Raw genomic sequence first — 26945 nt, forward strand, 5'->3', positions numbered from 1 at the left:
CTTCGTTACTTTATTCAAAAGTTTCAGCATGAATAAGATCCTGCGAATGAGCGAGATAGAACGAGAAAACAGCATCATACTGAGGGAGGCGGACGTAAACTCTTACGGGATACACCCCACCTCTATTTGTCAATGATTTTCTAATCCTAGGGCTTCTCAAAACTCTAGGGACCTGGCTTAGGCCCGGTCCTTTTTCCCGTTTCCGGATAGCCTCCGCAATCGTTATTTTTAGGGAGGAGGATGTGATAAACTAGTTGCTGACGGCACTACATCTATACAATACAAATGAGGGAATCGAATGAAGCAACCGCTTATCATAGGGATCGCAGGCGGCGCAGGGAGCGGCAAAACGACGCTCAGTCGTTACTTGGAGGAGCGGGCGCAGCCCTTCCATGTCCGGGTCATAGCGATGGACCGCTATTACAAGAAGGAACGGCCACAAGCGGTGGCGCCTTTTCATGGGAAGCCGTTTGAGGATTTCAACCAGCCTGACGCCCTCGATATGGATCGGATCATGGAGGACGTACGAAACGAAATCGCCGGCGGACAAGCACAGCTTCTGATCATTGAAGGGTTCTTGTTGTTTCACTTCACGGAGATGTTGGACATGGCAGACCTCAAAATCTATGTCGATTGCCCGCCGGAAGAGCGGATGCTGAGAAGAATCCCCTCGTTTGCGAAATGGGGCATTGCGGAAGAAGATGTTTCGGCGTACGCCAGCTTTGTTGCCTACCGCCATGCGCAGTATGTCGAACCGACAAAATGGCATGCGGATATGGTGGTCAACGGGTTATGCACCCACAAGGGAGGCGAAGTTGTATTCGAATGGATACGGACCCGATTAAGCAGGCAGGAAGAGAACAGAGACAGGGGATGAGTGAAATGGACTTGCTTTACCGCAGAGCCGTGCCGCAGGATAGCCTGGAGATTGCCCGGTTATCCGGTCAATTGGGCTATCCCGCTAACGCGGAGCAAATCGAAGCAAGGTTGGCTCCGATTTTGAGTGCGGACGATCATGTCGTGATCGTGGCAAAAACGCAGAGCAAGCTCGTCGGCTGGATTCATGCGCATGGGAGATTGCTGGTCGAATCTCCGCCCTACGCTGAAATCGGAGGGCTGGTCGTGGATCAGGAGTTCAGAGGCAAGCGAATCGGCAAGCAGTTGGTACGGCATTGCGAGGAATGGGCAAGAACGAAGGGCTATCACGAGCTTCGCGTCCGGGTCAACGTCACCCGAGTGGAAGCCCACCAATTCTACAAGCACGCAGGATTCGAAAATACGAAGACGCAGCAAGTGTTCCGAAAAGAGCTGTAGCATGAAGAAAACAATAGCAATCGCCGCAGTCATGTTGCTTGCCGCAGCCGTCATTTACGGCGTAATCCGGCTCGAAATCGGGGGCCCGGAGCAGCAGCTCGCCCGCGCCATTGAGAAAGAAGCGTCCAAAGCCCGGGAAGCGGGCAAGGCCGTTTATTTGAAGGAACACACCGACTTCGCTTGGGACAAGGCGTACGTCTTTGGGCCTTACACCGCTCCGCAAACCATCAATGCCGCTGTGGGCTATCATTGGACCGATCAATATTTGTCCAATGACGATGCCAACACAATCATCGTTTTTTGCAACGAAGGCAAAGTGGTCCGGCATATCGTCTACTCGGGCCCGATGAGCAATAATTTATACGACAGGCCGTTGAGTCCGGAAGAAGCGGTGATTTGGCCGTAGGACGTGTAGTTTCAGACGGTGCAGCCTGGGCGCCGGCAGATTTAACCGATGGATCTGCCGGCGGGATACCGGAGTTGACACCCGTCTATCTTAGGGGTACGATTGGAATAGAATTAGTACCTGATCCTATGATTACATACTAACTTTTCGTGGCAACTGCGTTAGGAGAGGGTGAGATTAAAAAAAGATTGGAGGAAACATCATCGTGAGCCAGTCCAATGTTATGGAAATGACCGTGCCTCAGCGGCAGGAGGAGCTTGCCGATACTGATTGTGCCATCGACGTGACGCCTGTCCGAAGGACGATTGCCGAACGCACGCTGCGGAGCGTGACGGAGATTCCACATGCCCTGACGGTTGTGGAAGCGGACGTAACGAATCTGGTCCTGCTGCGCAGCAAGCTCAAAGACGACTTTTTGCGGCAGGAGGGCGTCAACTTGACGTACTTCGCCTTTTTTATCCAAGCGGTCGTCCGGGCGATCAAGGACTATCCGATCATGAATTCGATATGGGCGGACGACAAAATTATCGTGAAGCGGGACATCCATCTCTCGCTTCTGGTCGGGACGGAAGACTCGGTGCTGGCCCCGGTCATCCGGAGTGCCGATCTCCGAAATATCGCCGGACTGGCGCTGGAAATCGACAGGCTGGCTCAATTGACGCGTACGGGCAAGCTAACGCCAAGCGACATGCAGGGAGGCACATTCACAGTCAATAATACGGGGGCGTTCGGCTCGATCTCGTCTTACCCGACCGTCAACTACCCGCAGGCCGCGATTTTAACGTTCGAATCGATCGTCAAAAAGCCGGTTGTCGTGGACGACCGAATCGCCGTGCGTTCGATGGTTCGTTTGTGCCTGGCATTGGACCATCGCATCTTGGACGGGGTGATTTGCGGGCGCTTTTTGCAGCGGGTCAAGGAAAATCTGGAGGCGTACGGCCCGGAGGGCTCCTTGGATTGAACCTTAAGAACGATGATAAACGGCGCTCCTAAGCTAATGAAGTATTGGCTTGGGGGCGCTTATTCAAATTGTTTGAATAGCGAGGGGCATTACGGGAGTGCTGCGGCAAATTTCACTTTACATTAAGATTGTATAGGATTCAGGTTAAGTTTACCCGTTTATATTGTTGTTGTAGGGAAAAGACAACAAAAAGGAAGTGATTCTTATGAATCGAATGGGTAAATATGGAAGCAAACTGGCTGTCGCTGCCCTGGCCGTTGCAGTATTGGCCGGGAGCGGCCCGGTGCCAGGCGTATCGGCGGAATCCGGTCCGGCAGGACCTCAGGCACCGGAGGAAGTCGAGCGATTTGTCGATGCGTTTTTTAACCAGCCGGATATTCAGAAACAGATGGCCGGTGCCGCGGTGGCCGTGGTGAAGGACGACCGGGTACTGTTAAACAAAGGCTACGGCTACGCCAATGTGGAGCAGAAACTGCCGGTCGACCCGGACCGAACCCTATTTCGCGTCGCCTCGGTTTCCAAGGTGATTACAGCTACAGGCGTCATGCAATTGGCCGAGCAAGGGAAGCTCGATTTGAACGCCGATGTGTCGAAATATTTGGGGGAGGTTCGCATCGGGAATCGGACGGATGTACCGTTGACCATGCGGCATTTATTGATGAATGCGACCGGATTTGAGTATGGGGATTTGTCCGATTCTACAACGACCGACTTGTCCAAGGAAGTTTCCTTAAAACAATATCTTCTCAACAATTCGCCCACGATTATACGCCAGCCAGGACAATTTTATCGCTATGACAACCTGGGATTTACGATTCAAGGGTATGTGATCGAACAGGTTGCGGGCCAGCCGTTCGGCGATTACGTTCAGAAACATATTTTTCAGCCGCTGGGCATGACAAACAGCGATTTTCGGCTAAATTCGGAAAATTTAAAGCGGCTCGCCGTACCCTATAACCAGCTCGGTGATAACATCCCTACACTTGCGACGGTCCCGACAGAGTTTCCGGGAGGCGGAATGCTCTCAACCGGCTCGGACATGGCTCGGTTTATGATGGCACATTTGAACGGGGGGAAGATCGGGAGCACGGCGATTCTGAGTGAAGCAACGACTCGCGACATGCACAAGCCTCAGCTTGCCATCCATCCGAAGCTGCCGAATATGGCCTACGGCTTCGAATATTCCAATCGGCAAGATGCCAACGGGCAGTATGTGGTTGAGAAGTCCGGAGATGTAGACGGATACCATACGGGGATGTGGTTGATTCCCGATCAGAAGGTCGGCGTTTTCATTACCGTCAATAAGGATTTTGAGCTCCGGAAGCCTTTTTTCAAAGCCTTCATGAATCATTATTACCCGGCTGCGGGCAAGCAAGCCGATGCTCATGGGCCGCTCTCCTCGTCGCTAACTGAGTTTGCAGGCACATACAGCGATTTGCGAAACCGGATGTGGACATCGCGCATTCGCGCGGAAGACGGCAAGCTTATCGTGCAAGACCCGCTTGGCGAGCATGTGCTGCATGAAATCGAGCCGCTTCTGTTTCAGGACGATCAGGGTGTCAAAGCGGCGTTCAAACGGAATGAAAAAGGCGAGGTACAGGCGTTTTATTACGATCTGAAGCTCGACAGCTGGTCCGAAAAATTGCCGCAGCCGCGCCCCTATGACGATGTTGCTCCCCAGCATCCGTATGCAGCCTACATCGGCCATATGCGCCAGCTTGATGTCATCGGGGAGGCAAGCGGCGACAACCTTTTCCGGCCTGAGCAGCCCATTACGCGGGAACAGTTTATCGGCTGGATCATCCGGTGGTCGGGTCTCGCCCCGTCGAAGCAAAAGCCGGTGTTCGCCGATGTCGCGGACAGTCCGTATGCCCAGCATATCCAGGCCGCGCAAGAGCTTGGCTTGATCCAGGGATCAGTCGGTGACCGGTTCTTCCCGCAGCAGCCATTGACACGACAGGAAGCGGCGACCATTGTATGGCGCATGGCCTTCAATCATCTGCGTGCTACCCCTAAAGAAGCCAAGATTGCAGGCCATACGGATTCATGGGCGGTGGAAGGTGTCCGCTTCGCTGTGGCGAAAGTATTATATGGACCCGAAGTTAGCGAGGACCAAAACGGAGCGGTCGACTACAGATCGACACAGCCGATGCTGAGACAAGAAGCCGCAGTGCTATTGTCCCGGTTCGCCGATCATTTATTCTAGCCAGCGATAGCTCTTTTCCCTCATCAGCGGATAGCTGATGGATAAGGATACGGGTATAAGACAATAGAGGTGAAGAGCCAATCAAAACGATATTGATCATCGACGATGAAGCGGAAATTGTCGAATTGCTCGCCGTTTATTTAAACCATGCCGGTTACGGCACAATGACGGCGGGCAACGGCGATGAAGCGCTGACGATCCTGCAGCGCGAGCAGATTGACTTGATCATCGCAGATATTATGATGCCACGGATGGATGGATGGGAGCTGCTTAAGAAAGTGCGGCAAAGCTCCCCGATTCCATTTCTTTTTCTCTCGGCCAAGTCGGACGATATGGACAAAATATTCGGATTGCAGCTAGGGGCGGACGATTACGTGGGCAAGCCCTTTAACCCGCTTGAAGTCGTAAGCCGGGTGCAGGCGCTGTTCAGACGCCTGGATGCCTTTACCAAGCCGGACAAGCCCGCTCCTGCCATCATCGAAATCGGTGACGTCAAACTGGATTTGGAGAGCTGCAAGCTCTATAAAACCGGTATAAACAAGGAAGTCACATCCTACGAGTTCAAAATTATCGCTTTGTTGATGAGCCAAGCCGGCAGGGTATTCACGAAAGCGCAGATTTACGAGCAGGTCTGGGGCGAAGAGTATATGGGGGACGAAAATTTGATTATGGTCTATATCAGCAAGCTCCGCGAGAAGATCGAGCATAACCCAAGAAAGTCTGACTACCTGGTTACGATTAGGGGGTTAGGCTACCGTTTTGAGAAGAAATAATAGCATTCGCGGCCCAAGACCGCTGAAGAAGTTGTTTGTCCGCAACTATATCGTCATTAGCGGCCTTTTGTTGGGCGCGATTGCCGTAGCGCTTGTGAGCACCGATATTCTGATGAACCGGGTAGTAGACAGGACGGGCGATTTGCCTCGGATTGCGGGGGAAGATATTTATCGGTATCCCTTCGAAAATATCGACGGGAAGCTGCTGGATCGGTACGGCGGCTGGTTTGAGGTGATCGACGAGGCGGGAGAGGTGATCTATGTCCGGGGAAATAAGGAAGACGATATCGTCCGTTACCGGGATGGACTGCTCTATGTCAAAATGGATATGCAGCGGAACGATGATTCGATCTATTATCACGCTTATTCGGTAAAGGGGCCGAATCAAGAGCCGTATATCCTGCTTTGGAAAATACCTATGCGGCTGGATAAAGTCTCTGCGGCCATAGCCATTTTTGCGGCATGTTTTGCGCTTGGCTTGCTTATCGTCGTGTATTTGTACGCTAAATACTCGGTTAAGCAAGTAGAGAAGCCGATCCGGCAAATTGTAGAAGGCATCAAAGAAATGGAGCGGCTGAATTATACGAAGCGGCTGACGTTTACGGCCGAGCAGGAGTTCGACGAAATCCGCGAGGCTTTCAACGGGTTGGCCGAGCGGCTGCAGCGGACCTCTGCCGAGAAGGAAGCGGCCGAGACCAGCCGCAAAAACATGCTCTTGCATTTATCGCATGATTTGAAGACGCCTATGACTTCGATTTACGGCTATTCCCAGTTGCTGCTGGACGATCCGTCGCTGGAGGAAAGCAGGAGGCGCAAATATATCCAATACATTCACGACAAATCTTCCTATACGTCCAATTTGATTAAGGACTTGTTCGAATTGGCAAAATTGGAAGATTCCAATCAAATGCTGAAAAGAGAAAAAGTAAACGTCACCAAATGGTTTCAGCAGATTGTGGCGGAATGTTATTCCGAAATCGAGGACAAAGGGTTCGGACTGGATGTGCAGATTCCGGAAGAGCCGCTGCCGGTGATGCTGGACCATGTGCATATGAAACGCGTTATCATGAATCTGATCGGAAATGCGCTCAAGTTCAATGCAGCGGGAACGGTGCTGTACGCGTCTTGCGAAAGCAAGGACGGCCGGGCTGTGCTGCGGCTTGGAGATGACGGAATTGGCGTACAGGAGCCGATCAGGGAGCACATCTTCGAGGAATTTACACGCGGAGCCGGGGCGGTGAAAGACAGTACCGGTTTGGGCCTCGCCATCTGCCAAAAAATCGTTACGCTGCACCAAGGCACGATTGAACTGGAAGCGGACCGTCGGTATTCCACGATGTTTCGGATCAGCTTGCCGCGTGCGGATGCATAAAAGGCAGCGGCACCTTCGGACGCGAAAATCACGTTCCGAACGGCCGCTGCCTCTGTTCAGCTTGCGCCCATTTAAAGTTTTACGATCTTGGTAGCGATATTTTTGCAAAATTCGCTGTCATGCTCCACAAAAAGAATGGTCGGCGAGTGCTCAAGCAGCAGTTCCTCGATCTGCATACGGGAGATCACATCGATAAAATTCAGCGGCTCGTCCCAAATATGCAAATGAACCTTCTCGCAAAGACTTTTCGCCAGCAGCACCTTCTTCTTTTGGCCGCCGCTATAATCTGAAATATCCTTTTCAAACTGAGCTCTGGAGAAATCGAGCTTTCTTAGGATCGATTTAAACAGGCTTTCGTCAATTCCGGTGCTTCTAGCGTAGTCCGATAAATTTCCATGTAAATGCGAAGTATCCTGCGAAACATACGATATTTTCAGCTGGCTTCCCTTTCGGAACGTGCCGGTATACGCGATATCCTCGTCGCAAATCAGCTTAATAATGCTTGATTTTCCGGAGCCGTTCGCACCCGAGAGCGCAATTCGTTCCCCTTGCTCAATCGTAAAGCTGATATCGGTGCAAACCGTCTTCTCCCCATAATAAATGGAAACATGGTCCAGTTCGGCGAGCTGATTTTTATGAAAAGCCAGCTGGGTAATCTTTAAGCTCTCGGAGCTTTCGATATTTTTCAAGAGCTGCGACTTTTCCTCGATCGCGTTTTGCTGCCGGTGCTCCATGGATTTGGAGCGTTTCATCATTTTGGCAGCCTTGTGCCCGATGTACCCTTTGTCCACCTTGGAGCCGGAATTTCTTGTGCCGTTCTTCGTTTTTTCCACTTCATGTGACCAATTGCTCGTTCGTTTGGACGCTTCCGACAAACGTTTAATGTCTTTTTTCAGCTTTTCGTTCTCGCCAAGCTCAAATTGGTCTTGTCTCTGCTTATTTTCCCACCAATCGGAAAAATTGCCTTTTTGAATTTCGATGTCGGTTTTATTGATGGACAGAATATGGTCTACGCAGCGATCCAGGAACGACCTGTCGTGAGAGACGAGGATAAAGCCGCTTTTCGTATTGAGATATTGACTGACCAGTTTTCGGGCGTTCATGTCCAGGTGATTGGTCGGCTCGTCAATCAACAGAAAGCTGTTTTCCTTCAGAAATAAGGCGGCCAGCAATACTTTGGTTTGCTCGCCATTGGACAACGAAGCAAAGGGACGGTATAGAACGTCCTCCGACACCTTGAGCAGCGAAAGCTCGCGCATCAATTCCCAGTGAAGGTAATCCGGGTAGATGTCGCCGATGATATCGATTGTGTTATGCTCCTTGTTCTCCACATGGAATGGAAAATATTCAAAGCTGACTTTGGCGGAAATCGTTCCGCTGTATTCATACTTCCCAAGCAATAGGTTGAGGAAGGTGGTTTTGCCTCTGCCGTTTCTTCCCGTAAATCCGAGTTTCCAATCGGTATCGATCTGAAAGCTTACGTCCTCGAATAAGTTATCGTAACTGCCGTCATAGGCGAACGTCAGATTTGTTACATTGATTAATGACATAGATATAGATCCTCCTGTACAAAAATATAAAAGCTGCAAGAAAGTTACCTTTCCTACAGCTCAAATAAATACAGCAAATCCAACTCAAATATAGAGTTAGATAAGGATATATTGTTTGAGTGAAAAGATATCGTAACTTTCTTGCATATAAATAATAAAACATGCGCTCGTGTCGCTTTTTTGTTTTACTATTTTATATTTCTTAGCAAGAAAGTTATTTTACATTATATCTTTTCAGCTCCTGTCATTAATTTAGAGCCATCTTACCATAGCTATTTGTTAATTTCAACTATTTGACTTCATGGAAGGGGGAGGATATAATTCCAAATGACCACTTAGTCATTTATAGAACCAATTGGTCAAGCGGACTGAAATTGAAATCTGCAAGAGAGGTGAACGTTATGACCAAAACCGGTTCGAATTGGGGACCGCTCGTCATTTTGATGGTGAACATGTTCATTACGATGGTGGGAATGGGACTGATCATCCCCATTTTGCCTAAATTCATTACGGAATTCGGGGCAAGCGGTCAGGACATGGGATATCTTGTCGCGGCTATGGGGGTGACGCAGCTCCTATTTTCGCCTATTGCCGGCGAGATGTCCGATAAATACGGACGTAAAATTATGATTGTCGGGGGGATCGGGGTATTTGCGTTGTCCCAGCTGCTGTTCGGGCTGGCCGATCAGATGTGGCTGCTTTACGTATCCAGGCTGCTCAGCGGAATCGGGGCTGCGCTCCTGACACCCGCGATGATGGCCTATGTGGCCGATATTACGCAGGAGAAGGATCGCGGAAAAGGATTGGGCCTGTTCAGCGCCTCCATGTCGCTGGGCGTCGTGATCGGGCCCGGCATCGGCGGATTTCTGGCCGACTACGGGCTGCGGGTTCCGTTCTATGTGGCGACGGCGATCGCCGGCGTGTCGGTACTGCTGTCCCTGCTGTTCCTGCCGGAGACACAGAGCCGGGAAGCGAGGCAATTGGCCCGGACGGCGGAGAGGAAGCGGGAAAATCTGTTCAAGCAACTGCTTAGCTCGTTTCGCGCGCCGTACTTCGTGCTGCTTCTGCTTGTGTTCATGCTGACGTTCGGGTTAATGAATTTTGAAGCCGTGATTAGTTTATATGTGGATGTGAAGCACGGATTTACGCCGAAGGACATCTCGCTGATGATCACGCTCGGCGCGCTGGCAGGGGTTTTCACCCAGGCTGTTTTGTTCGAAAGGTTGCTGCGGAGGTTTAGCGAGCGTCAAATTCTTATTGCTATGTTTTTGCTTTCCGCCGTTATGATGCTGGCGGTCCTCGTGACGAAGACGTACGTTTCCGTTTTTGCCGTGACCATTCTGTTTTTCGTTGCCACGACGATTATCCGGCCGGCCGTCAATACGCTGTTGTCCAAAATGGCCGGAAACGAGCAGGGGTTCGTAGCGGGGATGAACAACGCCTATATGAGCTTGGGTACGATCGCGGGACCGTCCATTGCCGGCGTGCTGTTCGACGTTAACGTCAATTACCCTTATGTGCTCGGAGCGGCCTTCATGGTGGCAAGCACGGCTATGCTGATCCGCTGGAAGGAACGCAATCGTGCAGGAAGCTCGGCACCGTTACAAGAAGGCGCCGCAGCCGTTCAGGACTAGGGTGGAGCTTGCAAGTTACTTGCGTATCCGCTATATTCGCTAAGACGTAAACGAAGCAGACCATACAAGTTTCGGGGCGGTGTAACGGTGGAAGAGAAGTGGAACGAGAAGAAGCGGCACATCCTGCTTGCCGCGATGAAGCTATTCGCTGCGAACGGGTATGTGCAGACGACGATGCAGGAAATCGCCGAAGCTTGCAAAATGTCCAAAGGCAGCGTATATCAGCAGTTTTCCTCCAAGGAAGCGCTGCTGCTGGATATTTTTAAATTCTTTTTTAAGCGTTTGAACGACGGGATGCAGCTCGTGGAACGCGAACGGCAACTGGGGTCAAGGGAGCGACTGGAGCGGAAAATACTCGTCTGCCTTGGCCTGTGGATCGAATATCCCGAATTTTTCACCATGCAGATGCGGGAAAACGGAGGCTTCGTAAATCAGGAAATTCGGGATTACTTGAAGCAAATGGATACCGAGATCAGTATGTTCTTTATCGACAGCCTTGTTGGCATCTACGGGGACGGCTACGCGCCCTATGCGCCGGAAGGCGTATTGCTGTTAAGCAGCTTGCTGTCGACCTACATGGGCTTGCAGTTGGTCGAGAAGATCAAGTTGGGACCGGACGAAGTATGCCGCCATATTCTGCATATCGTCGATGCGGTAGCGGAGCGCGTGCTGCAGGAGAAGCCGCGCCCTCTTTTGAACGAAAGCAATTGGCCGAGGCTGAAAGAGGTATACGCGAGAAATGCGAAGTCGGCTCATCCGCTCCTGCTTGTGAAGCGGTGCCGGGAACGGTCGGAGCGGCTCCCCGAAGGGGAAGCGCGCAATGAAGCGCTCGAGTCTTTGGCGGTGCTGGAGCAGGAGCTGGTGGAGATCCGCTCGCGCAAGGTCATCGTGCTCGGCATGCTGGCGAATTTGAAGCGCTCCCCGGAGCTGGCCGATTTGCTGGTGGAGCTGGAGGCGGCGTGCCAGCAGGCGGGACTTGTTCGCGGATAGTGAAAAAGCCTTGTTCTCTTCCCTTGGAAAGAGGACAAGGCTTTTCTGTTGATTCTAGAGGAAATGCGCTTAAGCCATAAATTCCGCAAACGCTCCGTCGAGTCCCTTCGGCCCGTAGTGCTCCCGGAACTCGTCGATGGAGCCCTGCCGCACCAATTCCCCGTTCCGCAGGAACATGGCCCGGTCGGCGACGGATTCGGCCACCTGCAGGTGGTGCGTCGAGAAAATGACGGCGCGGCCTTCGCGTTTCACTTCTTCAATGAGATGCACGAACGATTGCAGCCAGTACGGATCGAGGCCGTTTGTCGGCTCGTCCAGCACGAGCAGAGGCGGGTCGCCGAGCAGCGCCTGCGCAAACAGCAGCCGCTGCCGCATCCCTTTGGAGAAGGAGGTGACGGGCTTCTGCTGCACCTCGGCCAAACCGACCTTGTGCAGCAGCTCCTGGACGCGGGACGGCGGCACGCTGCGGAGCTTCGCCCAGAACGTGAGCGTCTCCCGCGCGGATAGCGCCTGCCCGAACACGTAGTCGTCGGGCATGTAGCCGACAGAAGCGGCGTAGCGCATCCGGTCGGCGCGCCACTGGAGGCCGCACGCCTCGATGGAGCCTTCGGTCGGCTGCGAGCTGCCGACGATCATGCGCAGCAGCGTGCTTTTGCCCGCTCCGTTGCCGCCGCACAGCGCCATCACCTGCCCCGGATACAGCTCCAGATCGACTCCCTTGACGATCGGCTGCTTGTTGATTGTTTTGCGGACATTCGTCAGCTTCAGCACCGGTTCAGCCACGCGACCGCCCCCTTTCCCAGAGCACGACGGCGGCGCCCAGACAACCGGCGATCCAGACGGTCGAGACGAGCAGGAACAGAAGAGTGCCGCCCGTCCCGCGAATCCACCCGATCCATTCGTAGTATTCGGGCCCGAGCACGGACCCTCCGCTCAGCTTGACGACGATGAACAGCCGGACCAGCTCCGCCGGATTGAACAGGGTGAGCACGGCCAGCGCCGGTTTGATCCACAGGTACGGCAGCAAGCCGAGCACGGCGACAAGCAGCGTCGGCCAGCCGATGACGGTGAAGAACCAGATCGCCACGCCGTACGTCAGCGCCTGCCAGCGGTTTTTGGCGAGCGTGCCGACGATGGCAGCCACAGCCAGAAACAGCAGCACGATGCCAGCTGAGAAAGCCAGGAACAACGTGAAGGTTTTCACATCGAACGGCTTTCCGGTAAGCTGTCCGACGACGCCGGTCAAGCCGTAGCCGAAGGCGACGATGACGAGCAGCACGGCGGCGATGCCCGCATATTTGCCCAGCACGAACGCGGGCGTGCCAAGCGGATAAGCGGAGAGCAGCTGCCAGCCGCCTTCTTCCTTTTCCGCGGTCAGCGAGAAGGAACCGAGCAGCAGCGTCATGAGCGGCAGCAGGTACAGGATCAGGTTCAGCATCGTGCCCGTGACGCTCGAATACCCTTCGACGACCCGGCTGGAGTGAATCAGCAGCAGGGCCAGGCTGAACAAGGAAAAGAGCGCAAGGAACGAATATGCCCACGGGTTGCGGAAGCCGATTCGCATCTCGCGAATCGCCACAGTCAGCATCGGTTTCATTAGTGTGCGACCTTCGGCTCTTCTTTCTTCGCTTCGCTGCCGCCATGGCCGTCCTTCATGTCTTTCATGTCTTGCTTGCCTTCATCGCCGGGCTTGTGGCTGTCTTTCATATGCTTCATCTTGTCCGAATTGCGTTCCCACGTATGGGAGCCCAGCTCGGAGCCCGTCATCAGCTTGCCTTTTCCATTCTCCGCGATGAATTTTTCCGCCGTCGCTTTATCCTTGAACGAATAGATGCCGTAAGCCATCGGCGATTTGAACGATTTGTCGTACACGTAGTAAGCCTTCTCCAGCTCGATCCATTCCTTGGAATGGTAGTCCCGAACGAATGTCGCTCCGACCTGCTCGGTGCCATTTTTGCTCTTCCATTCGTTGTAGCAGCCGATATCGTCGAATTTCAGCGATTTGCCATCCTTCAGAACCGCTTGCGTTGCGAACTGGTCGTCTTTCACCTGCATGTTGCACACGGCGCATTTGTCCGTCGCTTCGTTGATGGCCTGCGGCTCGTATTTTTTGGCTCCGCATGCGGACAGCACCAGAATGATCATGACGATGGCCAGACTTAAAGTAAATTTTTTCATTTTCTTCGAACCCCCGTTACGAATATGGTTGTTACTGCGCTCCCCAGCAGGAGGAGGCTGACGATTAGCGTTCCCGCCGTTTCAGATCCGGCCGGCAGACGGTAGGCGTCCGGTGTGTAAGGCTTCATCGCCGGCGCCCGGTCGGTCGTCCAAGCCTTCTTGGACGAGGTCAGCATGCCCTCCAGAAACGTCATGCCCGGCGACTGGAAGAACAGCTGGAACGGCGGAGTCGTTTTGGTCATCTTCTGAAAAAAAGGATTGATCGCATACGGCATATCGCTGAACCCGTCTCCGTCCAGATCGACGCCTTGGAAGCTGTCCCAATAGTTGCCTTTCACGTCGTTATTCTGGCTGTCCGTCGCTTCGGCCGGGATCACGTTGCCCTGAAAATCGTTGCCCTGAAACCGGTTGTTCTCGGATTCTTTGAGCTGCAGGCCCACGTAGTTTACGGTCACCCGATTGCGCTCCAGCACGTTTTTCTGCGCTTGCTCGATGTAGATGCCGACGCGGTTACCCTCCAGACGATTGTCCGCGAAGACGGAATCGCTCGCGTCGAACAGCAGCAGGCCTTGGGAGTTGACGTTCTCGCTTTGTTTAACGAACGTGTTGCCCGTGACCTCTACGCTTTTGACGGCCATCACCATCGCTCCCGTGATGTTGCGCGCCCCGGTGTTGCCCCGGATCGACGAGTCATTGACGTACATGAAATGCACGCCGTACCGGGACTCGTTCACCTCGTTCTGTTCTACCCGGATGCCGTTGCTGTTCTCGATGTAGATGGCATCGTGCATACCGGTGACGGTGTTGCCTGCGATCACGTTGTCATGGGAGGCGTACAGGTCGATGCCGTTGCCCTTCTCCGTCATCTTGACGTCCGGCCCCGCCCAACCCACCGTTGTACGGCTGATCTTGTTGCGGCTCGCGTCTCGCAGATGAATGCCGGAGGACACCGTCTCGATCCGCAGATTCTCCAGCGTGCTGTCGGCGCCGGAAAGCAGCACGGCCGCCGTAGTCTTGACTCCCGTGTCCCGGATCGCCAGACCCGCTAACGCGGAGCGGTCGGCACGGAGCTCAACCGCCGGCTGATCCGACTCGTTGACGATCTGCGCTCCGTCCGCGCCTTCGATCCGCAGCGGCTTCGCGACGACGGCTGGCCCCCGGTAGGTCCCGGCCGCCAGCTTCAGCGTGCCGCCGGGCGGCGTTTCGTCAATGAGCTGCTGGAGCGGGATTTCCTTCCCGCTGCTTCCACTGTTGCTGCTGCTTTCGGCGCAGACCGCCGTGGACGGCAGCACCGCAAGTGCGAACGCCAGCAGCGCGACGCGCAGGGCGGACCCGTGCGGCATCAGGCTGCGGATGCGGTTGCGGCTCATGAAGCGACCTCAATCTTCTTTTTCTTGATGATGTGCAGGTCGCCGATGTACAGATGCACGTAGACGGTGTACGTTCCCGGCTCCTTCAATTCTTTTTCCGCGGAGTACGCGTTTCCTTCCGGCTTCGCATTCAAATACGACAGCGTATCGTTTTCGGACTTGCGAATGTCGAAGGCCAGGGTGGCTTTGGTCGATTCCGGCACACCACCTAACGTGGCGGTGAACTTGGTGACGGCGTTCACCTTGGGCGGCGAAGGCTCGGTCGTCAGCGTGACCTCCACCTCCGACGGGTCGACCGGACGCTCGGAGGTGGAGCAGGCGGTCATCACGGTCACCAGCAGCAGGCCAAGCAGGACCGTCAGCATTCGTTTACGATTCATCTCATCACTCCTTACAAAACAGGCAAGCACCCTCATTGTATAGAACGGAAAGCGGGTTGCCCATAGCCCGGTCGGGCTATCGGAGGCGGTTTCCTGTGAAGATAAAATGAACTTTTTGGCAAAAGCCGCCTGCCGGTTGAGGGGAGCGGTCCGGAGGAGCGCATGGAAATTATTCCATTTTTATGGTAAGATCAAAAATGGAAAACTTTTGGTTTTTTTGAAAAGGAGATGGACGACATAAGCAAATGGCTCATTTTGCTGCTGGCCGCAGCGGTAACCTTGCCGTCGGGATCGCAGACCGCCCGTGCCGACCAGAAGCCTGCGGATCAGAAGCTTGCCGAACCGAGCGCGATGCCTTATATTACTTTGTTTGACGATTTTAAACTGTACGCCAGTGATAAAACGAAACCGAATGAAGTCCTCGGCTCCATCAGCGCTTATCAGTCTGTGAAGCTCGCCCCGATTGAAAGCGACAAACTGCTCTCTATTACGAGGATGGATAAAGTACCGGTCGAGACGTGGCTTGGCAAAGCGTGGATTAACTTGAAGGAAGGGGCGTACAAGTACGGCCAACTGCAGAAGCAGGAACAGACCTTGACTCTGCTGGACCCCCAGACCTCGCTCTATGACTCCCGGATGAAATTAACCGGGTACAGTCTTTCGCCGCAGCAGGTTCAGGCGGTTGCTTCCATCGACGCATGCGATCCGTACACGCCCTGTCGCACATCGGCGAAATGGTATTTGATCCGGACCTCCTGGCTGGGGGAGCAATGGATTCGTTCGGAGCATTATGCGGAGAATTACGCGGGCCAACCGGTTGAAGGAATGATTCCCGTTGCGCGGGAGAGCGAAGTGTACAGCCAGCCCTTTGAAAAGCCGTTGACCGGCGAGCCGAAGCTGCCCCCTCAAGTATTGAAGCCTGTGGCGAAGTATACCCGGTTAGCCGGCATGGCTCCTCCGAGCGTCTGGTACCAGATCGAGACGCCGAACGGACTGCGATGGATTCGCTGCAGCGACGACTATGGGCTTGGTTTTGAAGGGGTAGAGCAGGTCGACCTGAAGCTGGACATTCCCGTTCCGTTCCATTACTTTAAAACTCCTGCGATCTACTCCACCTATACCGAGAAAATAGGGGCAGAACAACCGGCCCAAACCGTTCAGGTCATCGGGAAAAAAGGAAGCTGGTACTTTACGGTAAGCGAGGGCGTCGGGAAATGGATCAATCCGTCCATGGAAATTGCCTCGCGATTAACCGGTGATTTCGAGCAGGATGTCAAGCTCGGGGTGCAGTTAAGCAGCGAGCGGCTTGAACTTACGGGGTCCTCGATCGGGTTCGACATCCCTTATGTAGAAAATCAGCCTGCGGAAAAATGGCTCACGTTTACCCCGCAAACCGTTACGGCATCTCGGGTCTGGAACTCTCCAAACGGAGAGTCCTGGTATTACATCCACACTTGGCAGGGCGCGAAATGGGTCAGGCCGTAAAGCCCGCTTGCGATTGGACGATGGGATGATCGAATTGAAAAACAGACCTTCGAATTCCACTTTTACGGTGGCTCGGAGGTCTGTTTTTCTTTTGCCGGCCACCGATCTCATCGACAAAGGGGTATTTTTTTTGATATACTTCAAAAAACGTATTGAGAATCATTATCATATAGGACGGTGCACAAGCTTATGAATCCAGGCATCACGGAACCGGGGGATAAGGTGGTCACTTGGCTGGACGGTACGCATTGGAAGCTTCGGGACGTAGAAGCGTTCAAAGGAGACGGCGAATGGCGCATGGAGCAGCAGCTCGCGGATTCGTACGTTCTGCTCGCGGTGACGAAGGGACACGGGCGGTTGATCGTAGACCGGAAGGAAGGCCGGCTCCGCCAGGATACCGCTTATGTGTGCTCTCCGGGCCAGACGTTCGGTGCCGCTTCGGATACGGCGGAAGGGTTGAGCCTGTTTTTGTTCCGGTTTGACTTGTACCGAGAGACGGAAGAGGACGAGGGGCAGCTCCGGTTCAACAAGGAACAAGGCTTATTCTGGGTGCAGGACGAAATTCCGATGGTCCCCGCCGCGCAGATGATTACGCTATGCGATGCCGTGAGCCGCCATTGGCAGAGCGGCGAGGATACCGGACGCCCGCGCGCCCGCCTGGCCTTCCGCGAACTGATCTATGGCGTTATGAAGAATGTCGGGCTCTCCGCGAGAAAAGATTCGGAAGCCGCCATCCGGCGGACGAAAGACTATATGGAGCGCCATTTCAACGAAAGCTTGTCGATCGAGCAGCTCGCCCGGATGGCCGGGGTCAGTCCCAAATACTACGTGGAGCTGTTCAAAAAAACGTACGGCAGCAGCGCCATCGATTACTTGACGGAGCTCCGCATGACGCGGGCCAAGCAACTGATGGCCGGTTCGAACGTCAGGCTGCGGGACATCGCCCAGCAGGTCGGTTACAGCGACGAGTTTTATTTAAGCCGAAAGTTCAAACAGGAAGTCGGCGTATCGCCGACGGTGTATATGAAGAACCGCAACCGCAAGATAGCCGCCTACAGCTCGGCCATCACCGGCCAGCTTGTAGCGCTGCGGATGCTGCCTTATGCCGCCCCGCTTCATCCGAAGTGGACGGCCTACTACTACGAAACGTACCGCAACGATATTCCCGTTCATCTCAGCGCTTACCGCAACAATTTGGATTGGGAAACGAATATCGACACGCTGCGCAAAGCCCGGCCGGACGTTATTCTGTGCCGCACCGGGCTGGATGAGGAAGAACAGGATAAGCTGAAGCAGATCGCTCCGCTCCTGCAGGTGCCGTGGGCCGAGAAGAACTGGCGGGAGCAGCTGCAGTTTACGGCAGAGTTTCTCGGGGCGTCGAAGGAGGCGGAGCTGTGGCTGAGAGAGTACGACCGCAAGGTGGAGTCCGTTCGGGAACAGCTTGCCCGCGAGGCGGGGGACGATACGGTTCTGATCCTGCGCATTTATAAGGACGAATGCCATGTGTTCAGCAACCGGAGTATGCGGGAAGTGCTGTATGGCGACCTGCAAGTGAAGCCGGCTTGCCCGATCGGCCGCACCGTGCTCAATGAGCCGATTACGCTGGAACGATTGGCGGAGATCGACGCGGACCGCCTGCTGCTGCTCGTTCGCCAGGAGCCGGAATCGCTGGCTCACGCCAAGCGGTTAAGCGGCGCTTCCGCATGGCAGGATTTGAAAGCGGTCCGGAAGCAACGGGTGCACCGCATTCCTTCCGACCCGTGGCACGAATATTCCGCCACTGCCCACAATCGGATCGTCGATGCGGCACTGCATCTGTTTTCCGACAATTGTCCAAAGTGACTCCGGAAATCGTCCATGGTTTAAGGGGGGAGGGTAGTTTATAATCGCAAATGAGAATCGTTATCAATGAGAGGGGATTAGCAAGATGATGAAACGTAGTTGGTCAGGAATAGGAGCTGCGGCGCTGCTGGCGCTTGCCTTGTCCGCTTGCGGCACGGCAGGTCAGGGGAAAGAGCAGCCGGCCGCTTCGACAGGAACGGAGAAACCGGCGGCAGCGGCCAAAGACGCCGCGGCTCCGGCGACCAAAACGATCAAATATCTCGGTAAGGATTACACGGTGCCCGGTAAAACGGACCGAATCGTCATCGCGGGCGCGATGGAAGCGATGGAGGATGCGCTGGTGCTGGGCGTGAAGCCGGTCGGTGCGATTACCGTAGGCGGCAAATTTCCGAAGATGTTCGAAAGTATCACGCAAGGCGTGGAAAGCACCGGCGAAAAAATGCAGCCGAATATCGAAGGCATTTTGAAGATGAAGCCGGACGTCATTCTGGGCTCTTCGAAGTTCCCGCCGGAAATGGCGGAGAAGCTGGCCAAAGTCGCGCCGACGTTCCCAGTGTCGCATATTTCGACAAACTGGGAAGCCAATCTGCTGCTGCTGGGCGAGCTGACCGGCAAGCAGGAGCAGGCCAAGCAGGTGCTGCAAAAGTATAAGGAAGATGTGACAGCAGCCAAAGCGAAGCTCGGCGATCGCTTGAAAGACAAGAAGGTCGTTTCCCTGAGAGTCCGGACCGGCAACCTGTACATTTATCCCGAAGGCGTATTCTTCAACGCGTCGCTGTATGCCGACCTCGGCTTTACGGCTCCTCCGGAAGTGAAGGCCGCTAAGGCGCAGGAGCTCATCTCGATCGAGAAATTCAGCGAAATGAACCCGGATTACATTTTCCTGCAGTTCTCCGAGGACGAAAACAAAGACACGCCGAAGGCGCTGGAGGATCTGCAAAAAAATCCGATCTGGCAGAGCATCAATGCGGTGAAAAACGGCAAAGTATTCGTCAACGTCGTCGATCCGTTAGGGCAAGGCGGCACCTCGTGGAGCAAAATTCAATTCCTGAAAGCAGCTGTGGAAAAGCTGGCCTCCTGATTCCGGGCAGGCGAGCCGACAAACCATGAAACAAGCATACAAGCTTCACCCGGCGTGGATCTTATGGCTTTCGCCGGTTGCGATCGTCCTCTCGATCATTTTATCCGTCCGTTTCGGCTCCAAAACGATCGATGCAGGCACGCTCTGGGAGGCGTTCGCCAATTTCGATTCAGGCAACGTCAATCATCAAATCGTGATGCACTCCCGCGTCCCGCGCGCGATCGGAGCGCTGCTCATCGGCGCGTTCCTGGCGATGTCGGGAGCGCTTATGCAGGGGATGACAAGGAACTACCTTGCATCCCCTTCGATCATGGGGGTGACCGACGGCTCGGTATTCGCCATTACGGTCTGCATGATCGCGCTGCCCGGCTCTTCTTCGATCGAAATGATCGTGTATTCGTTCATCGGTTCGGCGTTCGGCGTAGGGCTTGTCTTCGGACTGGCGTCGCTTCTGCCGGGCGGGATGTCTCCAGTCCGGCTGGCGGTGACAGGCACCGTGATCGGCACGTTTCTCGGCAGCATGGCGACCGCGTTCTCGACGTATTTTCAGGTTTCGCAAAAAATCGGCTTTTGGTATAACGCCCGCCTGCATCAGATGGACCCGAATCTGATCAAGCTGGCGATTCCTTTTGCCGTGGTCGGGGTCGCGCTTGCACTGCTCATCTCGAAATCCGTGTCGATTCTTTCCTTGGGCGAAGAAGTGGCGGTCAGCCTCGGACAGCGGACGCTGCTCGTTAAAGTGGTCGCGATGCTTGCCGTCATTCTTCTTACGGGCGTTTCCGTGGCGCTTGCCGGCAAGGTCGCCTTCGTCGGCTTGATCGTCCCGCATATTACCCGTTTTCTCGTCGGCCTCGATTATCGCTGGATCGTGCCGTGCGCCGGTGTGCTGGGCGGGGTATTTCTTGCCTTGTGCGATGTCGCAAGCCGCTTCATGAACTACCCGTTCGAGATGCCGATCGGCGTCGTGACGTCCTTGATCGGAGTTCCTTTCTTTCTGTATCTGATTCGGAAGAAGGGAGGGGAACAGCGTGCATAATCAATCAACCGGCAAGTACATGGCGGTACTGCTTGGAGCGGTCGCGCTGATCGTCACCGCCGCATACCTGTCTCTCACGAACGGGGCCTTCGACATGACGGTGGGCGACATCGTTCGAACGCTGCTTGGGATCGACCCGCAGCCCGAGCACAAATTGGTGATCTTCGACTTCCGGCTGCCCCGGATCGTTATTGCCGCCTTGGTCGGCTTGGGGCTGGGCGTGGCCGGCGCGGCGATTCAAGGCGTCACGCGGAACGGGCTGGCCGATCCGGGAATTTTGGGCATCAACGCCGGAGCAGGCGCGGCAGTCGTCATCTTTATGTTTTTTTTCAGCGGGCAAATCAAGGGAGCGGGCTGGTTCTCTACGATGGCGATGCCGTTGTTCGGTTGGGCGGGCGGTCTAACCACGGCCGCGTTTCTGTACCTGTTTGCCTGGAAGGATGGCAAGCTGGACCCGCAGCGCGTCCTTCTGGTGGGTATCGCGACCGCTTCCGGACTCGGCGCGGTTGCGATGTACATCAGCCTGAAAATGAATCCTTCCGACTTCGAGATGGCCACGGTCTGGATGACCGGCAGCATCTACAACGCCAACTGGAAGTTTATTGTCTCCATGCTCCCGTGGCTGGTCGTTCTTATTCCCGTCATCGTGCGCAGATCGTACATTCTGGACTTGCTCCAGTTGGAGGAGAACAGCGTCAGAAGCTTGGGCGTCGCTGTGGAAAAAGAGCGGATGATCCTGCTGCTCGGCAGCATCGGACTGGTGAGCGCCTGCGTCAGCGTGTCGGGTGGGATCGGCTTCGTCGGCCTGATGGCGCCTCATATCGCCAGGCGTCTTGTCGGCATCCGGCACGTCCGCATGGTTCCCGTCTGCGGCCTGATCGGCATGGCGCTGGTCGTCGTATCGGATTTTATAGCGAAGACGGTATTTTCACCCGCCGAGCTGCCTGTCGGCATTGTGATTTCAATTATCGGAGTGCCGTATTTTGTATATTTGTTATTTAAGGCCAGAGCCTGATCAGGGACTGGCCCCAACCCGGGAGGGCGTCATGCAGGGAAAAATCATAGTCGAAACGTTCGATGACAGGGAGATAGCCGTCTATCTCCCGCCTTCGTATTTTACAAGCGGGGCAGCATACCCGGTCGTTTATGTACAGGATGGAAGCTATTTGTTCGATTCCTCCATGGAGGAGCTGGAACGAAGGTTTGAGAGCCGAGAGCTGCGCGAGCTTATCTTCGTCGGCATTACGCCGTTCGAGCGAAATGACGAGTACACACCGTGGGCTGCCCCCTCGCTGGCAGACTCGTCCCGGAATTTCGGCGGACAGAGCGCCGACTATCTCGCCTTCGTTACCGGCCGGTTGAAGCCCTGGATCGATGAGAAGTACCGGACATCCCGCCTGCCGGAGGAGACGGGCATCGCCGGCGGGTCGTTCGGGGGCTTGGTCTCGCTTTACGCCGCTTATTTGCATCCCGACGTGTTCGGCCGGTTCGGGCTGCTGTCCGCTTCCTTCTGGTACCCGGACTTCATGGAGTATGTGAGAACGAAGCCGATAGAGGCAGCAGGACGCAAAATCTACATGTATGTGGGAAGCATCGAAGGCATCCATAAACCGAGCGCCCAGAAAATGATGGTACCGTACACCCGCGAAGTGCATGCGATATTGACGGAGCGCGGGTTCGACAGGGATCGGTTGCGGCTCGAAATCGAAGACGGTGCGGGTCACGAAGCGAAGTATTTTATCAAACGTTTTCCGGAAGCGATGGCTTGGCTGTTTCCGGCGGAAATCGATTCTTGAAATTTCCGGCCGGTCCGCGTATAGTACAGTTAGTAATTAATAACTAACTGATCGAAGAGATCGGCCGGAGCACTCCGGTTTCGCAGGAGGAACGATGGGCAAGATGAAGTCGAAGACCGGCGAGCCTGCCGCAGCGAACCGCAGGGAAGAAATATTGGAAGCCGCCGTAGCAGTGTTCGCGGAGCATGGCTACTACAGCGCCACTACGGCGCAAGTTGCGGAGCGGGTGGGCATTTCGCAGCCTTACGTGTTCAAATTTTTCAAAAGCAAAGCGGAGCTGTTCGCCGCTGCGCTGAAGCTGGCCATTGAGCGCATCGTCCGTGCGTTCTCTAGGGTGGATGCCTCTTCGGACCGGCTGGAGCAGGCGATGATTCAAGCTTACGAAGAGCTGATGCGCACGCATCATCATGAAATCGTTTTGCAAATGCAAGCGATGGTCATCAAGGAAGAGCCGATCCGCCAAGTGATGCGGGAAGGCATGCATCAGGTGACGGCTTCCGTGGAGGCGCGCTTTCGCGAAGCGGGCATCGCACAGCCGGAGGTAGCGGTCAGCATGTTCATGGCGAACGGCATGCTGTGCAACATTTCGGCCGTTTTGGAGATGCCAGAGCTTAAGCCGAAGCACCCGGAACGCTAATCATTATTTCTTCTTGTTAGGTAAACACCGTGCTTCTTCTGGATATATCCCCATAGACTGATCACATAAAGTTGATCATGCGCCCTGGGAGGAGAAGGCAACATGGAGCCAACGACCGACTTGGAAAAACTCCGGATGAGATTGTGGGATCGGTATTTAACCTTACAGGACAGGAACAAAATTTCTTTTGATCAATACTGGTATGAATTTCTGATTAGATATTCGATAACGGATGAAGATTTGAATGGGGAAACAGCCGCGAAATGAGAACGGATACTAAGGAGACCCCTGTTCATCAAAGTAATCGTACTTCATTACTTCGACGAACAAGGGTTCTTTTCGTTGTAAAGGTATTCCATTGTAGAAAAAAAGCCGCTCGCGGCAATTGACATGCAGTTATACATACCCATCGGCTGAAGAGCAACGGCTCGTCCGCTTGCTACGAAAGCTCCGTTCATTCCTTGAAGAAGTCTAGTCATGTAATAAACGTATAATGGCATCAATAAATAACCATAATCCAAGCAATCCTAGAATAACTCCGGCAAATTTCTCCGACCATTCGCCGAGGTATCGTTTCAACTTTGAACTAAACGTAAGTCCTAAAAATGTAAAAACGAATGCTTGAAGTGCAACTAAACTAATGGTTAACGCAATAGGCACTCCGACAAGACCGATGGAAAAGCCAACTGCCAATTCATCCAAACTGATGCTGAGCGCTGTTACAATCAATGTCCATCCAACCAAATTCCGTTCCAGCTTCTCTTCCGCTTCATCCTCGTCTTCCAAAAAGATTAGCCAGACGGCTACCGCTAACAGAGCAATTCCGCCAATTAACGAAGCCCAATTGCCAATGAGCTGACCCACGCCTTGTCCGATAAATAGCCCAATTAAAGACATTAATGCTTCCGCACACGCAAATGCAAGGGCAATTTTCATTTTTCCTTTTGTTTTTACAAACCCTAGAGATATCGAAATCATAAGCGTATCCATTCCAAGTGTTAAAATCAAAGCGATCATCTTCAAAGCAACCAACACGATTCCCTCCAACGTTGTGAAATAATGAAACAGGTGTTACATTTAATTATATAGTATAATAATCATAGAAATGAAACAACTGTTTCATTTCAAAGTCAAATCACTGCTTGGGAGGGCAATCATTGTGAGCGAAAAGCGGAAGTGGCTTATATTATCGTACCGTGTACCCGCAGAGCCATCTACATTGCGTGTCCGGGTTTGGCGGACGCTCAAATCCATTGGGGCCTTTTATTTGCAGCAATCCGTATGCGTGCTCCCTCTTACGTCAGATATTCAAGGGAAAGCCACTCAACTTCAAAACCTCATTTCCGACAATCATGGCGAGGTGATATTGTTGGAGGTTGAGCAGTTTTCAGGCATTACAGAAGAGCAGATGGTCGCTTCGTTTAATCAACAGCGTGAAGTCGAGTATAAGGAATTTATCGAGAGTTGTAATGTCTTTCTTGAAGAAATTAAAAAGGAAACAAGCTTGGGGAACTTCTCCTATCATGAAGTGGAAGAAAATGAGGCAGAACTGGTTCGACTCAAAAGATGGCATCGAAAAATATTGAACCGCGATTTTTTCCAAACGAATTACACGACAGAAAGTCAAAATAAATTGGATGAGTGCGCAGCTTCACTAGAGCATTTTACACAGCAAGTATATGAAGAAGAGGGGAACAAAGAAGGCGAATTGATGTAAAGTTTATTTCGCAAAAGCCCCGGCATGGAAGGAATCGGAGGCAAAGCGGCAGGGGGCGGAGCAGGCTGGGGACAGCTCTGCAGCTTCGGCTAGCGAATGAGCTGAGGAAAGCATCCGGGCGGCTGGCACAATAATCAAACCCCCATCAGCTAGGCTGGCGGGGGTGCTTTTCAACTTTTTCAGACAAAATAATGCATTCCATATGTATTATGTATTTTGTTTGCTAGTGCCGGACAGCTTCGCTTTGAAGAATTTTAGTTATTTGTTCTGCGAAGTTGGATCTGGCGAATATCCCGATCGCCACTGACCCTAAAGTTACCAGAGAAGCAATGACATATATAGTCTGAATGCCGAAAGTATCGGCCACCCATCCAAGAGAAAGCAATGAAACACTGAAAAACACATTGTTCGTTACCTCAAGACAAGCCATGACCTTCGGCAGCTTATCTTTTTCAGCGTTTTCTTGTAACAAAGTTCTCCTAATTACTGCCGTTACTTGTAGGGGTGGACCCATTATAAACATCAGAGCTATTGCTACAAAAGGGTTTCCATTAAATGCGAATGCTCCTGCTATGGCCGCATAAATCGCCAGACCCCATAACATTAAGGGGAATTTTTTATTATTAAAGTAATTCGAAACTGAAACCACAAGCAACCCACCTATAATAGATCCCGCAAAGAAAGATCCATTTGCCAATCCCCACCAACTCTCATCTTTGTTAAGAACCTGAACGCAAAACGCAAGCACAAAGGCACCAAGCCAAGCTGTTCCGCCAATTGTATCTATTGCATCAACTATAAAGATAGTTCTTATTCGCTTGTTACGAAAAGATGTCTTCCATCCTTCCGCAGCTTGCTCCCATTTTGACTCTTTATTATATGATTTTTTTTCTTGATCGCTATTGTCCTTGACCAGAGAAGCAAGTATTGTAGCGATAAACAATGATGCTAAAACGATAATCATGGAATTAAATGTTCCAAGCATAATCACCAAAACACCGCTGAAAGCCCAACTAGAACATTTAATGATCTGATCGGTTGTGGATACCAACCCATTTACTTTTATCAATGCCTCTTTGGTGGCTAGTCGAGGAATTATGGAATTTCTGCAAGGCTTAACCCAGCCATCGAAAAATGAAATACAAAAAATCAGCAAAAACAGGAGGGCCAAGGGGATTGATTCCGTTAAAAAATAATAAATCATTAAGCATGAGAAGATTGAGAATTGCGCTAATTGAGCGAATACCAGTATCTTTACCAATCTGAACCTGGAAACCACTAACGGAAAAACTAAACCGCTTACGATCTGTGAAAGATATCGCATCAAAGGTACAATTACGGTGGACAACAATGAATGTGTGTTTCCAAAGACAAAAGAAATTACTGTCATTAAGTAAATGATGTCTGCAACGTTTGAAATTGTTTGACTTCCCCATAAAAGATAAAATGACCTCTTAATCATAAATTAGTCCATTTCCCTCTTTCATAAATTTGCCTGCGTTTGTATTTATATGTAAATTATAACATAAATAACACACCGGAAGGAAACCCTTCCGGTGTGCCTTCTACTTCACAACTCTTTCAGACGGTACTATTCTTCCATTTCATTAAGTTCATCTAGTGAAATCTCTTCTGGCTGATAGTTTTTTAGTGAATAGTTGTTCCAATACCAGAAAAAAGCACCCTGGGAAACAATAAGTCTTTCAAACCATAATTCGAAATTAAGATCAATTGCTTTAAATTCATCCGCAAGGTTTAGAATTGAGCCTTCGAATAAGTAGTCTTCCCTTCCTTCTTTGACCCGCAACGAATCAATAAAAATAATGGTTTGGTCATACTTCGCAATGGCATACAGGTTAGGAGGGAGTTCGTTTTGTTCCGAGTATTCCATAATTTCCTCCAAGCCAAAAATATACCATGGAGTATCAACATACTCGGACTGATCTTGAAACAATATAGCGCCATCGTGCATTTTCAAGAAATCGATGTAACTCGTTGGCAAGAAAAAGTCTGTCTCTTTTACAAAGCCGTAGATTTGATCTGGCGTAGCGCCTTTATACAAAGAGCATGTGCAAGGAATAACATAACCCGATTCTCTTTGAATCCAAAGGATCGGTTGTTTCGCCAAACGAGCCTTTAAGCTTTTCAAGGTCAGATATACAATTTTGTTCATTGATAATAAGCCCACCAATTTGAGAATTGATAATGTTTATCTGC

25 protein-coding genes and 1 pseudogene are annotated in these 26945 nt (G+C 52.6%); 17 read left to right on the forward strand and 9 right to left on the reverse strand.

The genetic code is table 11. From position 1 onward, the window contains the following. The first annotated feature begins 298 nt into the window (after positions 1 to 298). The 7 genes and pseudogenes from QMG93_RS08715 to QMG93_RS08745 all read left to right on the forward strand — a co-directional run bounded on the left by QMG93_RS08715 (position 299) and on the right by QMG93_RS08745 (position 7032). Positions 299 to 877 carry a uridine kinase gene (locus QMG93_RS08715; RefSeq protein WP_281935484.1) on the forward strand — a complete coding sequence of 193 codons (579 nt, stop codon included), beginning with the start codon at positions 299 to 301 and terminating at the stop codon, positions 875 to 877. Between the two features lie 5 nt (positions 878 to 882). After that, positions 883 to 1314 carry a GNAT family N-acetyltransferase gene (locus QMG93_RS08720; protein ID WP_281935486.1) on the forward strand — a complete coding sequence of 144 codons (432 nt, stop codon included), beginning with the start codon at positions 883 to 885 and terminating at the stop codon, positions 1312 to 1314. A gap of 1 nt (position 1315) precedes the next feature. Beyond that, complete coding sequence (locus QMG93_RS08725) at positions 1316 to 1720, forward strand: hypothetical protein (protein WP_281935488.1); 405 nt, start codon at positions 1316 to 1318, stop codon at positions 1718 to 1720. A 274-nt stretch (positions 1721 to 1994) separates the two neighbouring features. Beyond that, positions 1995 to 2681: pseudogene (locus QMG93_RS08730) on the forward strand (dihydrolipoamide acetyltransferase family protein); the annotation flags it as partial. Positions 2682 to 2886: 205 nt separating this feature from the next. Then, positions 2887 to 4887 carry a beta-lactamase family protein gene (locus tag QMG93_RS08735; RefSeq protein WP_281935490.1) on the forward strand — a complete coding sequence of 667 codons (2001 nt, stop codon included), beginning with the start codon at positions 2887 to 2889 and terminating at the stop codon, positions 4885 to 4887. A gap of 80 nt (positions 4888 to 4967) precedes the next feature. Beyond that, entirely contained in the window at positions 4968 to 5660 is a 693-nt protein-coding gene (locus QMG93_RS08740; protein WP_281935920.1) for a response regulator transcription factor, read from the forward strand. Then, entirely contained in the window at positions 5647 to 7032 is a 1386-nt protein-coding gene (locus QMG93_RS08745; protein ID WP_281935491.1) for a sensor histidine kinase, read from the forward strand. The genes QMG93_RS08740 and QMG93_RS08745 overlap by 14 nt, the downstream gene beginning before the upstream one ends. A 71-nt stretch (positions 7033 to 7103) precedes the next feature. Here QMG93_RS08745 and QMG93_RS08750 read toward each other — a convergent pair whose 3' ends face one another. Beyond that, complete coding sequence (locus QMG93_RS08750; protein WP_281935492.1) at positions 7104 to 8582, reverse strand: Lsa family ABC-F type ribosomal protection protein; 1479 nt, start codon at positions 8580 to 8582, stop codon at positions 7104 to 7106. Between the two features lie 401 nt (positions 8583 to 8983). On the opposite strand from QMG93_RS08750, the gene QMG93_RS08755 reads away from it, so the two are divergent. Beyond that, a complete protein-coding gene (locus QMG93_RS08755) occupies positions 8984 to 10216 on the forward strand; it encodes an MFS transporter (RefSeq protein WP_281935494.1) in 1233 nt (410 codons plus the stop codon). 87 nt (positions 10217 to 10303) lie between these two features. Continuing rightward, complete coding sequence (locus QMG93_RS08760; RefSeq protein WP_281935496.1) at positions 10304 to 11206, forward strand: TetR/AcrR family transcriptional regulator; 903 nt, start codon at positions 10304 to 10306, stop codon at positions 11204 to 11206. Between the two features lie 69 nt (positions 11207 to 11275). On the opposite strand, the gene QMG93_RS08765 is transcribed toward QMG93_RS08760, so the two are convergent. From QMG93_RS08765 to QMG93_RS08785, 5 genes are read right to left on the reverse strand one after another with little or no spacing between them, the layout of a single operon-like run. Next, positions 11276 to 11989 carry an ABC transporter ATP-binding protein gene (locus tag QMG93_RS08765; protein ID WP_281935498.1) on the reverse strand — a complete coding sequence of 238 codons (714 nt, stop codon included), beginning with the start codon at positions 11987 to 11989 and terminating at the stop codon, positions 11276 to 11278. Next, on the reverse strand, positions 11982 to 12803 hold the full coding sequence (locus QMG93_RS08770) for an ABC transporter permease (protein ID WP_281935500.1): 822 nt from the start codon (positions 12801 to 12803) through the stop codon (positions 11982 to 11984). Before QMG93_RS08770 ends, QMG93_RS08765 begins: the two co-directional genes overlap by 8 nt. Then, on the reverse strand, positions 12803 to 13384 hold the full coding sequence (locus QMG93_RS08775; RefSeq protein WP_251600801.1) for a nitrous oxide reductase accessory protein NosL: 582 nt from the start codon (positions 13382 to 13384) through the stop codon (positions 12803 to 12805). The genes QMG93_RS08770 and QMG93_RS08775 overlap by 1 nt, the downstream gene beginning before the upstream one ends. Next, entirely contained in the window at positions 13381 to 14754 is a 1374-nt protein-coding gene (locus QMG93_RS08780; RefSeq protein WP_281935506.1) for a nitrous oxide reductase family maturation protein NosD, read from the reverse strand. Before QMG93_RS08780 ends, QMG93_RS08775 begins: the two co-directional genes overlap by 4 nt. Further along, positions 14751 to 15134 carry a hypothetical protein gene (locus QMG93_RS08785; RefSeq protein WP_281935508.1) on the reverse strand — a complete coding sequence of 128 codons (384 nt, stop codon included), beginning with the start codon at positions 15132 to 15134 and terminating at the stop codon, positions 14751 to 14753. The genes QMG93_RS08780 and QMG93_RS08785 overlap by 4 nt, the downstream gene beginning before the upstream one ends. Positions 15135 to 15362: 228 nt before the next feature. Between QMG93_RS08785 and QMG93_RS08790 the strand changes: the two genes are divergently transcribed. The 7 genes from QMG93_RS08790 (at position 15363) to QMG93_RS08820 (ending at position 23011) form a co-directional block, all read left to right on the forward strand. Next, positions 15363 to 16619: a hypothetical protein gene (locus QMG93_RS08790; protein WP_281935510.1), complete on the forward strand. Its 1257-nt coding sequence runs from the start codon at positions 15363 to 15365 to the stop codon at positions 16617 to 16619. A 189-nt stretch (positions 16620 to 16808) separates the two neighbouring features. Beyond that, a complete protein-coding gene (locus QMG93_RS08795; RefSeq protein ID WP_281935512.1) occupies positions 16809 to 18461 on the forward strand; it encodes an AraC family transcriptional regulator in 1653 nt (550 codons plus the stop codon). An 85-nt stretch (positions 18462 to 18546) separates the two neighbouring features. Continuing rightward, complete coding sequence (locus QMG93_RS08800; RefSeq protein ID WP_413789277.1) at positions 18547 to 19542, forward strand: iron-hydroxamate ABC transporter substrate-binding protein; 996 nt, start codon at positions 18547 to 18549, stop codon at positions 19540 to 19542. Between the two features lie 25 nt (positions 19543 to 19567). Beyond that, entirely contained in the window at positions 19568 to 20578 is a 1011-nt protein-coding gene (locus QMG93_RS08805; protein WP_281935513.1) for a FecCD family ABC transporter permease, read from the forward strand. Positions 20579 to 20597: 19 nt separating this feature from the next. Then, on the forward strand, positions 20598 to 21593 hold the full coding sequence (locus tag QMG93_RS08810; protein WP_413789280.1) for a FecCD family ABC transporter permease: 996 nt from the start codon (positions 20598 to 20600) through the stop codon (positions 21591 to 21593). 31 nt (positions 21594 to 21624) lie between these two features. Beyond that, positions 21625 to 22374 carry an alpha/beta hydrolase gene (locus QMG93_RS08815; RefSeq protein ID WP_281935517.1) on the forward strand — a complete coding sequence of 250 codons (750 nt, stop codon included), beginning with the start codon at positions 21625 to 21627 and terminating at the stop codon, positions 22372 to 22374. 94 nt (positions 22375 to 22468) lie between these two features. After that, entirely contained in the window at positions 22469 to 23011 is a 543-nt protein-coding gene (locus tag QMG93_RS08820; protein WP_281935519.1) for a TetR/AcrR family transcriptional regulator, read from the forward strand. Between the two features lie 471 nt (positions 23012 to 23482). On the opposite strand, the gene QMG93_RS08825 is transcribed toward QMG93_RS08820, so the two are convergent. Beyond that, positions 23483 to 24046 (reverse strand): manganese efflux pump MntP family protein, encoded by a 564-nt coding sequence (locus tag QMG93_RS08825; protein ID WP_281935520.1) that lies wholly within the window; start codon positions 24044 to 24046, stop codon positions 23483 to 23485. Between the two features lie 124 nt (positions 24047 to 24170). Here QMG93_RS08825 and QMG93_RS08830 point away from each other — a divergent pair, with 124 nt between their 5' ends. Further along, a complete protein-coding gene (locus tag QMG93_RS08830; protein ID WP_281935522.1) occupies positions 24171 to 24728 on the forward strand; it encodes a Chromate resistance protein ChrB in 558 nt (185 codons plus the stop codon). A 223-nt stretch (positions 24729 to 24951) separates the two neighbouring features. On the opposite strand, the gene QMG93_RS08835 is transcribed toward QMG93_RS08830, so the two are convergent. Further along, on the reverse strand, positions 24952 to 26190 hold the full coding sequence (locus QMG93_RS08835; RefSeq protein ID WP_281935523.1) for an MFS transporter: 1239 nt from the start codon (positions 26188 to 26190) through the stop codon (positions 24952 to 24954). 129 nt (positions 26191 to 26319) lie between these two features. Then, on the reverse strand, positions 26320 to 26901 hold the full coding sequence (locus tag QMG93_RS08840) for an SMI1/KNR4 family protein (protein WP_281935525.1): 582 nt from the start codon (positions 26899 to 26901) through the stop codon (positions 26320 to 26322). Between the last annotated feature and the right edge of the window lie 44 nt (positions 26902 to 26945).

The organism is Paenibacillus tyrphae (assembly GCF_027925525.1).
In the GTDB taxonomy this organism is placed as follows: domain Bacteria; phylum Bacillota; class Bacilli; order Paenibacillales; family NBRC-103111; genus Paenibacillus_G; species Paenibacillus_G tyrfis_B.